Origin of the sequence: Micromonospora sp. C51 (genome assembly GCF_018070435.1) — a bacterium.
Lineage (GTDB): Bacteria > Actinomycetota > Actinomycetes > Mycobacteriales > Micromonosporaceae > Micromonospora > Micromonospora sediminimaris.
The window spans coordinates 110651-121602 of record NZ_JAGPXQ010000016.1; the positions used below are offsets into that span (position 1 = coordinate 110651).

Genomic DNA, 10952 nt, shown 5'->3' on the forward strand with positions numbered 1-10952 from the left:
GGGCTACCCCTGCCCGCCCTGCTGGCTGGCGATGGAGAGCTTGCCACCGGCCGGCTGCGGCACCCCGATCACCTTGCCGTCCGGGAGCCGGATGTACGCCGGCTCACCCGACTCGACCAGCCCCAGCTTGCGGGCCTGGGCGGCGAGGTTGCCCGGCGACTCGGACTCGGCGATCTGCTTCTTCAGCTGCTGCTGCTCCACGTCGAGCTTGGCCTGCTGCTGCTGCAACTCGTCCAGCCGGAAGGCGTTCTCGTTGATCTTCGTGTTGACCGCCAGGATGCCCAGCACCCCGCCGACGACCAGCACCACCACCAGCGCGGCGAACGGCGCCCGCGGCACCCGCACCGGCGGCGGCGGGGCGACCCGCAGCCGCGGCGGCTCCGGCCGCTCGGCCGCGACGGCGGCCCGCTCCACCGGACGCAGCGCGGCGCTGCCCTGGGTCGGGAACTCGCGCGCCCCCCGGGCGCGAGTCTCCGCCGACCGGTCCGCCCGGTCCGCCCGCCGGGCACCGTCGCCCGCCCCCCGGGTCCGCTCCGCCGCGATCCGGCCCCCCGACCGCGGTGCGCGCTGCCCGGCGCCGGCGATGTCCCGACGCTTGTCTACGTTCATGTCCCCTCCCCCTCTTCGTCCGTGGTGTCCCCCGGCGCCCGCCGCGGATCCGGACCGGATTCCGTGGCCGACCCCGTCCCCGGTTGGTGCATCGCCTTGACCCGGCGGCGGTACCGTTCGCGGTCGGTACGCCCCCGTTGCCGTGCCTGCGGGTCGATCCGCTCCGCGGCCCGCAGGCGCACCGAAGCGGCCCGCGGGTTCGCGGTGACCTCCCCCTCCCCAGGCAGTTCCGCGCCCCGGCTGAGCAGCCGGAACGTCGGTTCTGACCCGGGCAGTTCGACCGGGAGGTCGATCGGGCCCGTGCTGCGGACCCGATCGGCGAGCGCCTGCTTGGTGAGCCTGTCCTCCAGCGAGTGGTAGGACAGCACCACCAGGCGACCGCCGACGGCGAGTCTGTCCAGAGCGGCCGGCAGCGCTGTCTCCAGCGCTGCCAGTTCTCTGTTTACCTCGATCCGTAAAGCCTGAAACGTTCTCTTTGCCGGGTGCCCCCCGGTTCGTCGGGCTGGTGCCGGAATCGACTCCCGGACCAGCTCGGCCAGCCGCGCCGACGAGGTGATCCGGCCGCGTTCCCGCTCCCGGATGATCGCCGAGGCGATCCGCCCGGCGAACTTCTCCTCGCCGTAGACCCGCAGCACCCGGGCCAGGTCCGGGTGCGGGTAGGTGTTGACCACCTCCTCGGCGGTCACCCCCCGGGTCTGGTCCATCCGCATGTCCAACGGCGCGTCCTGCGCGTACGCGAACCCGCGGTCGGGCGCGTCGAGCTGCAACGAGGAGACACCCAGATCGAACAGGACCCCGTCCACGGACGGGTATCCCAGCCGGTCGAGCACCTCGGGCAGTTCGTCGTAGACGGCGTGCTCCAGATGGACGCGGTCGGCGAACCGGGCCAGCCGGACCCTGGCGTGGGCCAGCGCCTCGGTGTCCCGGTCCAGGCCCACCAGCACCGTCTCCGGATGGGCCTGCAGCACCGCCTCGGCGTGGCCGGCCAGACCCAACGTCGCGTCGACGTGCACGGTGCGCCCACCCCGGCCCAGTGCGGGGGCCAGCAGCTCGAGACATCGCTCGAGCAGCACCGGCACGTGCGTGCCGCGTAGCTCCCCCATGTCGACCCCCACTGGTTGAACCGGTTGTGTGTTCGCGCCCTGTTCGTCGGACGACGCCGTGCCGTCGTACCGCCAGATCCCCATCCGCTCTCCGCCCGCCCGTCGGGCCGCAGGCCCGGAGGGTCGGATCGTGCGCCTGGCACCGGGGAAGGGATGCCAGGAACTCGAAAGCGGCTGGAGATCTCGCAGTACGTCGGGCGTCGCCACGCCCTACAGACCGCCGGGCAGCACCCCTTCCTCGATGTCGGCGAAGTCGTCTTCGCTCTCGGCGAGGTAGGTCTCCCAGGCGACCTTGTCCCAGATCTCCACCCGGGTGCTCGCACCGATGACCACCAGGTCCCGGTCGAGCCCCGCATATGTACGTAGGTGCGCCGGGATGGTCACCCGACCCTGCTTGTCCGGCACCTCGTCGTGCGCGCTGGCGAAGAACACACGGCTGTAGGCCCGGGCCGCCTTGTGTGTCATCGGCTGCGCACGCAACTGCTCCGCGATCCGCTGGAACTCCGGCGTCGGGAAGACGTAGAGGCAGCGCTCCTGCCCTTTGGTGATCACGACACCCCCCGCCAGCTCATCCCGGAACTTCGCCGGAAGGATCAACCGGCCTTTGTCGTCCAGGCGCGGAGTGTGGGTGCCGAGAAACATCGGCCCAACCCCCTCGCCCTTTGAGCGGCGTTCGCGCGCCGCTGACCCCCCGGGCCGGTGGGCCCCTCCCGGCCCCACCAATGCGCCCCACTCTACTCCACTTCCCTCCACTCGCAACCAGATTCGACCGCGTGGCGCGCCGCGCGTCGCCACAAAAGCGCACGTCAGGCGGGGTGGAGCGGAGTGGAGGGCCCGGCGGCCCCGCAGGGCGGGTCCGCTTTCCGACATAGATCGACTCCGTCCGGCCGAGCGTCATCCGACCGGCCGCCGGCAGAGCCGACCCGAACGGATCGCCGTCGGTGCCGATCTCGCGGGTCCGCTGGTCCGGTAACCTCGCTCGGGTGACGGACGCGAAGATGCCCCTGCGGGCGAAGGTGGCCAGCTCCGTGTCACGGACCGCCGCGGCGTTGTCCCGGGCGGCGGGCCGGGGCGACGGCTCGGTGATCGGTGGTTGGCTCGGCCTGAAGATCGACCCCGAACTGCTCGCCCACCTCTCCGCCGGCCGCGCCATCGCGCTGGTCTCCGGGACCAACGGCAAGACCACCACCACCCGGCTCGCCGCCGCGGCCGTCGGGGTACTCGGTCGGGTCGCCACCAACTCGTTCGGCGCCAACATGCCCACCGGACACACCTCCGCGCTGGCCAAGGCCGGCAGCACGCCGTACGCGGTGCTGGAGGTCGACGAGCACTACCTCGCCCAGGTGATCGAGGCGACCGACCCGCACGTGGTGGCGCTGCTCAACCTCTCCCGAGACCAGCTGGACCGGGCCAAGGAGGTCGCCATGATGGCGCAGCTCTGGCGCGCGGCGCTGGCCCGGCACCCGGACATCCGCGTGGTCGCCAACGCCGACGACCCGATGGTGGTCTGGGCCGCCACCCCGCCAGCCTCCCACGACCAGCGGATCACCCCGCCGCATGTCACCTGGTTCTCCGCCGGGCAGCGCTGGCACGACGACTCCTGGGTCTGCCCCGAGTGCGGCTCCACCATTCAGCGCTCCGGCGAGCAGTGGTGGTGCACCGGCTGCCCGCTACGCCGGCCGGAGCCGCAGTGGACCGTGGACGACGAGGGCGTCGTCGACCCGACCGGCGCCTGGTACAAGGTCAAGCTCCAGCTACCCGGCAAGGTCAACGTCGGCAACGCGGCCACCGCCCTCGCGGTCGCCGCCGAATTCGGCGTACGCCCCTTCGACGCGGTGCCCCGCCTCGGTGACGTGACCTCGGTCGCCGGGCGTTACGCCCAGGTCGTCCGGGAGGGTCGCACCGTGCGACTGCTGCTGGCCAAGAACCCGGCCAGCTGGTTGGAGGCGTTCGACATGGCGGACGAGGCGCCGACGCTGCTGTCCATCAACGCGCGGGACCCCGACGGGCTGGACACCTCCTGGCTCTTCGACGTCGACTTCGCTCCGCTGCGCGGACGCCTGGTGCTCATCACCGGCGACCGGGCGTACGACCTGGCCGTGCGGCTGGAGATCAACGACGTGCCCTTCCAGTACGTACGCACCTTCGACGAGGCCGTCCGGGCGGTACCTCCGGGCCGGCTGGAGGTCATCGCGAACTACACCGCGTTCCAGGACATCCGAGCGGAGTTGGACCGTGTCAACTGAGACCCTGCGCATCGTCTGGATCTACCCGGACCTGCTGTCGACCTACGGCGACCGGGGCAACGCCCTGATCCTGGCCCGCCGAGCCCAGCAGCGCGGATTCCCGGTCGAGGTGTTGGAGGTCCGCTCCGACCAGCAACTGCCCACCACGGCCGACATCTACCTCATCGGCGGCGGTGAGGACGGCCCGCAGGCGCTCGGCGCGCAACGACTGCTCGCCGACGGTGGCCTGCACCGGGCCGTGGCCCAGGGCTCGGTGGTCTTCGGTGTCTGCGCCGGCTACCAGTTGCTGGGCACCTCGTTCTTCGCCAAGGGCACCCAGTACCAGGGCCTGGAACTGCTCGACCTCTCCTCGGACCGGGGTCCCAGCCGGGCCGTCGGCGAGTTGGCCGGCGACATCGACGCCCGCCTCGGCCTGCCGCCGCTGACCGGGTTCGAGAACCACGGCGGCCGCACCCACCTCGGCCCCGGGGTCTCCCCGCTGGCCCGGGTCACCGCCGGGGTCGGCAACGACGGCGCCACCGAGGGGGCCTGGCGGGGCAAGCTGCTCGGCACGTACTCGCACGGCCCCGCGCTGGCCCGCAATCCGGCCCTGGCCGATCTGCTGCTGCGCTGGGCGACCGGCGCGCAGCACCTGCCCCCGCTCGACGACACCTGGGCCGATCGGCTGCGGGCCGAACGCCGGACCGCGGTGGCCACCGCCCGGGCATGATCCGCAAGCTGCGGAGACGACTCCTGCGGGCGAGCCGGTCGGCCGAACCCGCAGCCGACGTCCCGCAGCCCGACCCCACGTCGACCGACCCCGCACAACCCGGTGCCGAAACCGCCCGGCCCGCTGTGGACCCGGGCGACGGCGCACGGTACGGCGACACCTTGGTCACCGCTCCAGCCACCGCGCGCCGGCTCCTGCTGCTCGCCACTACGCCCTCGGTGACCCGGTTCTCGCTGCTGCTGCTCCTGCTCGCCGGGTTCGGGGTGACGCTGCTGCTGGTGCCGCACCCCGAGCCGACGGCGCTGCCCAACCTGGCCGACCGGATGGGTCGGTTGGCTCCGGTGGCCGGTGTGCTCGGCGGGGCACTGCTGCTGGTGGCGTTGGTCCCCCGTACCTTCATCACGCTCGCCGCAGGTGCCATCTTCGGTGCCCTGGAAGGTGCCGCGTACGCGCTCGGCGCCGCGCTGCTGGCGGCGGCGATCGGCTTCACCGTGGGTCGGGTGCTGGGCCGGGAGTTCGTCGCCGAACGTCTCCGGGGCCGGCTGGCCCGCCTCGACCGCTGGTTCACCCGGCAGAGCGTCCTCGGCGTGGTCACCGTACGCCTGCTGCCGATTTCCGGTTTCGGTCTGGTCAGCTACGGCTACGGCACCACCGGCGCGCGGGTGCTGCCGTTCCTCGTCGGCAGCGTGATCGCCTCCGCGCCGACCGCGTTCGGCTACGCGGCGGTCGGCGCAGCCGTGACCAGCCCCGGCGAGATCAACTGGTTCGCCGCCGCCCCGGCCTCACTGGGCTTCATCGCCAGCGCCGTACTGCTCGCCCGCTGGTGGCGCGCCGAACGCCGCCTCCGCCGCCCCCTGCGCTGACCAAACTCCCCGCCCAGCCACCCGACCTCTTCCGCTTCCACCCCTCGTCTCCCCGCCGACCCAGCAACTTCGGGGCAAGATGCTGGGTCCAACGCGGTCGAGGCAGCAACTTCCCCGAAACTGCGGCACGCGGGCATACGGCACGCGGGCACACCGGGGCGGCGGGGAAATGACGGTGGGGGTCAGCGGGGCGGGGTGACCAGGCCGGCGTCGTACGCGGCGATGACCAGGTGCACCCGGTCGCGGGCGCCGAGCTTGCTGAAGAGTCGGGCCACGTGCGCCTTGGCGGTGGCCGCACTGATCACCAGCTCGGCGGCGATCTCGGCGTTGGACAGGCCCCGTCCCACGAGGGTGAGCACCTCGCGCTCCCGATCGGTCACCCCAGCCAGCGACCGTGGCGTCGCAGCCGCCGGCCGACGACTGAACTCGGCGATCAGTCGCCGGGTCACACCTGGTGCGATGAGCGCGTCCCCCGCCGCTACCACCCGGATCGCGCCGAGGATGTCCTCCAACGCCATGTCCTTGACGAGAAAGCCGCTCGCGCCGGCCCGCAGCGCGGCGTGCACGTGTTCGTCGTCGTCGAACGTGGTGAGCACCAGCACCCGGGCAGGACCGCCGGAGTCGGTGATCGTCCGCGTCGCCTGGATGCCGTCGGTCCCCGGCATCCGCAGGTCCATCAGCACCACGTCGGGCAGCACCTCACGAGTCAGGCGTACCGCCTCGGCGCCGGTGCCAGCCTCGCCGACCACCGCCATGTCCGGCACGTCGGCGATCAGCACGCGCAGCCCGGCCCGCACCAGCGGCTGGTCGTCGACGAGCAGCACCCGGATGGTCACCGCTCCGCCACCTCCTCAGCACGACCGCCGGCCCCGCCACCACCAGCCGGACGACGACCGTCGGACGGGGCGGTGTTCCCCGACGACACCGGCAGCCAGGCCGCCACGCGGAAGCCGCCCGCGGACCGTGGTCCCGCCCGGAACCGGCCACCGACGGCCACGACCCGCTCGCGCATGCCGATCAAGCCGTGCCCCTCGACGCCGATCGGCCCGCCCCGGCCGTCGTCGACGATCTCCACAGTGACCGCGTGGTCGCCGCGCTCGACGACGACCCGGCACGCGTCGACCCCGGCGTGGCGGACCACGTTGGTGAGCGCCTCCTGGACGATGCGGAACGCGGCGAGGTCGATCTCGGGCGGGACCGGCCCGTCGCCGACGGCGGACAGTTCGACTCGGACTCCGGCATCACCCGTCGCGGCAATCAGCCGCGCCAGGTCCACCAACCCGGGCACCGGCTCCAGCGGTGCCGGATCGCCGTCGCCGCGGCGCAGCGCGCCGAGGGTACGCCGCAGCCCGGCCAGGGTGTCCCGGCTGGCCGCCTCGATGGTGGCGAGCGCGGCGCGGGCCTGGGCCGGCTGGGTGTCGATCACCCGCGCGCCGACCCCGGCCTGGATGGCGATGACGCCGATGCTGTGCGCGACCATGTCGTGCAGTTCCCGGGCGATGCGCAGCCGCTCGGCGGTGACCGCCTCGGCGGCGGCGTGCCCGCGCATCGCGGCCGCGTAGCTCCGCCGTGCCCGCACCGAGTTGCCGGCGATCCAGGCTGTCGCGACCGCCAGCACGGTCAGCGCGGCCTGGTCCACCGGCTCGACTCCGAGGTTCACGAAGGCGGCGAGCACCTGCGTCACCAGCACCGCCCCGGCGGCCGGCACCGACACCCGACGGGAGCGGTTCGCGGCAACGACGGCGAGCGCCGCGTCGACGGCGAGGAACTGGAGGTTGAAGATGTCGTCGAGGTACCCGGGATCCCGGCCGTGCACGGTCGCGGCGCAGAGCGTCGCTCCGGCGAGCATCAGGCCGAGCGCGATCAGCGGCCGGCGACGCAGCAGGCCCGCCGGCAGCGCCACGATCAGCACCGGCACCAGGTAGCGCACCGGCAGCCACCAGCCCACCACGCCGACCCCGTCGCCGCTGTTCGCCACGGCCGGCGCCAGCGCCCAGAGCACCGGCAGGAGGGCGACCCCGGCCCACACCAGGACCGCCCGTACCACCGGCACGGCGGTCCGCGGCCGGATCAGGGCGGTGGCGTCCACCGCCACACGGTATCCAGCGGCACGCCGCACCGGCATCGGCCCGGGGGCGTACGCCCGCAGGCCACCATCCAGGCACCCGGTACGGCCGGCGGGTCGACGCGGCAGTGCCCGGCGCCCGGCAGCGTGAACGGCATGATCGAACTTGATGGCCTGACCCGGCGGTACGGCCGCACCACCGCCGTCGACGGCCTGACCCTGACCGTCCGACCCGGCCGGGTGACCGGCTTCCTCGGCCCGAACGGTGCCGGCAAGTCCACCACCCTGCGCATGGTTCTCGGGTTGACCACTCCGACCAGCGGCACCGTCACGGTCGCTGGCGTCCGGTTCCGGGACCTTGCCCGGGGGCTACGGCACGCCGGCGCGCTGCTTGACGCCGGGGACGTGCACGGCGGGCGCAGCGCCCGGGCGCACCTGGCGGCCCTCGCCCGCGGCAACGGCATCGGTTCCCGGCGAGCCGACGAGGTCCTGGGACTGGTCGGCCTCGACGACGCCGCCAACCGCCGGGTCGGCCGATTCTCGCTCGGCATGCGGCAACGCCTCGGTATCGCCGCCGCGTTGCTGGGCGACCCGCCCGTGTTGATGTTCGACGAGCCGTTCAACGGCCTCGACCCGGAAGGGGTGCGCTGGGTACGGAAGCTGTTCCGACGGCTCGCCGCCGAGGGCCGTACCGTCTTCGTCTCCAGTCACCTGATGGGCGAGGTCGAGCACTGCGCCGACCACCTCGTCGTCATCGGCCGGGGCCGGTTGATCGCCGACGAGTCCCTGGACGACTTCGCCGCCCGCGCCGGCCGGGTCGAGGTCGTCCTGCGTACCCCCGATCCGGCCGCCCTGACCATGGCGCTGGTGGAGGTCGGCGCGGACGTGCGGCCGGATGCGGATGGTGCGCTCACCGTCACCGGGGTGGACGCGGAACGGATCGGCGACCTGGCACTCGGCCTGCGGATTCCGCTGCACCAGTTGACCACCCGCACCGCCTCACTGGAGGAGGCCTTCATGGCACTCACCGCCGCCGACGTCGAGTACGCCGCCGGGGAGACCTCCCAATGACGTTGTCAAGCCGCGGTAGCGGCAGGCGGTACGGGTTGGTAGCACCGTCTGTCACGCAGGAGTGCCCACAGGACGTTGACTCGGCGGCGGGCGAGTGCGAGTACGGCCTGAGTGTGCCGTTTACCCTCGCCGCGTTTGCGATCGTAGAAGCGCCGCGACTCGGTGCAGCGTTGGATGCTGATCAGCGCGGAGGTGTAGAAGACGCGCTGAAGGCCCCGGTGGTAGCGGCGTGGGCGGTGCAGGTTGCCGCTGACGCGTCCGGAATCGCGGGGCGAGGGAGCCAGACCGGCGAAGCCGGCCAGCCGGTCCGGCGTGCCGAAGGCGTCGAGGTCGCCGCCGGTGGCGGCCAGGAACTCAGCGCCGAGCAGCGCGCCGATGCCGGGCACGCTGGAGATCACTTCGGCGAGTTCGTGCTCATGAAACCGGCCCTCGATGAGCTTGTCGATCTCGCTGACCTTCTCGTTGAGGGCGATCACCTCCTCGGCGAGGGTGTGAACCATCTGGGCGGTGAGCCTCTCGCCGGGCAGGGCGGTGTGTTGCCGGCTGGCGGCCTCGACAGCGGCGGCGGCGATGGTGCCGGCCGAACGGACTTTGCGGTTACGCAGCCAGGTCTGCAACTGCGCGACGCCGACACGGCGAAGAGCTGCGGGGGTCTGATAGCCGGTCAGCAGCACCAACGGGCCGTGGTTGGTCAGGTCCAGGGCACGTTCCAGCGCGGGGAAGATGTTCAACAACTGCTCGCGCAGTCGGTTGATGGTGCGGGTCCGGTCGGCGACCAGGTCGCTGCGGCGGGCGGTGAGGATCTTCAACTCGACGGCCGCCTCGTCTCCCGGACGCACCGGGTTGAGGTCGCGGCGCATTCGTGCCTGGTCGGCGATCACCGCGGCGTCGCGGGCATCGGTCTTGCCGGTTCCGCGATAGCCGGCGGCGGCCCGGTTCACCGCGAGACCAGAGATATAGACCAGCCGCTGGTCATGGTTGATCAGCAAGGCGATCAGCAGGGCCGCACCGCCGTCGGCCACGTCGACCGCCCACGTGACCTCGTCGCTCAGTGCCAGCACATCGGCCAGCAGCGTCAGCAGCTCCCCTTCCTCGTTGGCCACTCGCCGCGACAGCAGCCGGTCCCCGTTCTGGTCGACAACCACGCAGTGGTGATGTGCCTTGCCGATATCTACGCCGGCCCACACCTTGGGCACGGTCACCTCCACGAGCTCGTTGGTGCGTCGGTCCGCAGACGACCTCGCCGGCATGGTCCTACACAGCGATCTACTCGCAACTCCCAATCGGCGGCCGAGTCGTCGCGGGGTGCTGGGCGGCCAGGTCTCCTGAGCCATGAACGGCAACCCGATGAAAGCCACACCCAGCACCCCCGGATGAGCCAACCCTACGAACAGGGCGGTCATCACGATCAAGAAGGTAGGACCCGATGACCGCCGCGACCCGACCCGCCACCCGCACCATTCCGACCCACCCGGCGCGCTACCGCGACCTGCTCGCCGCCGAATGGATCAAGCTCTGGTCGCTCCGCTCCACCTGGGCGGCGTTCGCCCTGATCCTGCTCGCCATGGTCGGCCTCGCCGGCCACGCCGCGCTGGCCACCCACGCGGGCTGGCCGGACTGGTCGGCCGAGCAGCGGGCGCTGCGCTCCCCGCTCTGGGACGCCTTTCCCACCGAGGCGCAGATGTTCGTCGTCCTCGCGGCCAGTGGTGTCGGCGCGGTCGCGATCGGCGGTGAGTACGCCTCCGGGCTGATGCGTACCACGTTCGCGGCCGTCCCCCGGCGCTACGCGGTGGCCGCCGCCAAGTTGACCGTGCTGACCGGCGTGCTGACCCTGCTGGGGGCGCTGGGCGCGGCGGCGGCGTTCGTGGTGTCGCAGGCGATCCTCGCCGACGTCCATGCGAACATGTCCATCGGCGATCCCGGCGCGCTGCGCGGCATCGCCGCCTCCGCCCTGCTGGTGCCGCTCTGCGCGCTCGTCGGTATGGCCCTGGCCGCGCTGATCCGGCACACCGCACCCGCGATCGTCACCGCCGCGACGGTGCTGCTCCTGCTGCCCACCGCCGTCGACGAGGACGAACGCTGGAGCGCACTGCTCCGACACGCCATGCTGGTGCCCGCGTGGCAACGGCTCAGGGACCCGAACGGTCCCCCGCCGTGGCTGACCGACATCCACCCCGCCACCGTCTCCGGCGCCTGGACCACCTACACCGCCTGGGCCGCCCTGACCGCCCTGATCACCGCCCTAGCCCTAACCCACCGCACCCCGTAACCCCCACCCCACCCACC

The 10952-nt window shown here is 72.6% G+C and carries 11 protein-coding genes; 5 read left to right on the forward strand and 6 right to left on the reverse strand.

Annotation, left to right across the window (positions count from 1 at the left end; translation table 11 throughout):
- Positions 1 to 3: 3 nt before the first annotated feature.
- From KBX50_RS18050 to mraZ, 3 genes are all read right to left on the reverse strand, one after another.
- Positions 4 to 609, reverse strand: a complete 606-nt coding sequence (locus tag KBX50_RS18050; protein ID WP_210938233.1) for a septum formation initiator family protein — start codon at positions 607 to 609, stop codon at positions 4 to 6.
- The gene (gene rsmH, locus KBX50_RS18055; RefSeq protein WP_210938260.1) at positions 606 to 1712 is read right to left on the reverse strand and encodes a 16S rRNA (cytosine(1402)-N(4))-methyltransferase RsmH; all 1107 of its coding nucleotides are present in this window, start codon (positions 1710 to 1712) and stop codon (positions 606 to 608) included. Before rsmH ends, KBX50_RS18050 begins: the two co-directional genes overlap by 4 nt.
- A 210-nt stretch (positions 1713 to 1922) precedes the next feature.
- A complete protein-coding gene (mraZ, locus tag KBX50_RS18060) occupies positions 1923 to 2354 on the reverse strand; it encodes a division/cell wall cluster transcriptional repressor MraZ (protein ID WP_137781340.1) in 432 nt (143 codons plus the stop codon).
- A 356-nt stretch (positions 2355 to 2710) separates the two neighbouring features.
- Here mraZ and KBX50_RS18065 point away from each other — a divergent pair, with 356 nt between their 5' ends.
- From KBX50_RS18065 to KBX50_RS18075, 3 genes are read left to right on the forward strand one after another with little or no spacing between them, the layout of a single operon-like run.
- Positions 2711 to 3958, forward strand: a complete 1248-nt coding sequence (locus tag KBX50_RS18065; protein WP_210938262.1) for a Mur ligase family protein — start codon at positions 2711 to 2713, stop codon at positions 3956 to 3958.
- Entirely contained in the window at positions 3948 to 4667 is a 720-nt protein-coding gene (locus tag KBX50_RS18070; protein ID WP_210938234.1) for a type 1 glutamine amidotransferase, read from the forward strand. The genes KBX50_RS18065 and KBX50_RS18070 overlap by 11 nt, the downstream gene beginning before the upstream one ends.
- Positions 4664 to 5530 (forward strand): VTT domain-containing protein, encoded by an 867-nt coding sequence (locus KBX50_RS18075; RefSeq protein ID WP_307871000.1) that lies wholly within the window; start codon positions 4664 to 4666, stop codon positions 5528 to 5530. Before KBX50_RS18070 ends, KBX50_RS18075 begins: the two co-directional genes overlap by 4 nt.
- Before the next feature lie 182 nt (positions 5531 to 5712).
- On the opposite strand, the gene KBX50_RS18080 is transcribed toward KBX50_RS18075, so the two are convergent.
- Entirely contained in the window at positions 5713 to 6366 is a 654-nt protein-coding gene (locus KBX50_RS18080) for a response regulator transcription factor (RefSeq protein WP_210938235.1), read from the reverse strand.
- Entirely contained in the window at positions 6363 to 7619 is a 1257-nt protein-coding gene (locus KBX50_RS33635; protein WP_210938236.1) for a sensor histidine kinase, read from the reverse strand. Before KBX50_RS33635 ends, KBX50_RS18080 begins: the two co-directional genes overlap by 4 nt.
- 132 nt (positions 7620 to 7751) lie before the next feature.
- Here KBX50_RS33635 and KBX50_RS18090 point away from each other — a divergent pair, with 132 nt between their 5' ends.
- Entirely contained in the window at positions 7752 to 8666 is a 915-nt protein-coding gene (locus KBX50_RS18090; protein WP_210938237.1) for an ABC transporter ATP-binding protein, read from the forward strand.
- A gap of 5 nt (positions 8667 to 8671) precedes the next feature.
- Here the strand turns inward: KBX50_RS18090 and KBX50_RS18095 are convergent, their stop codons facing one another.
- Positions 8672 to 9916, reverse strand: a complete 1245-nt coding sequence (locus KBX50_RS18095) for an IS110 family transposase (RefSeq protein WP_247673963.1) — start codon at positions 9914 to 9916, stop codon at positions 8672 to 8674.
- A gap of 176 nt (positions 9917 to 10092) precedes the next feature.
- Between KBX50_RS18095 and KBX50_RS18100 the strand changes: the two genes are divergently transcribed.
- Entirely contained in the window at positions 10093 to 10935 is an 843-nt protein-coding gene (locus tag KBX50_RS18100) for an ABC transporter permease (RefSeq protein WP_210938238.1), read from the forward strand.
- The last annotated feature ends 17 nt before the right edge of the window (positions 10936 to 10952 follow it).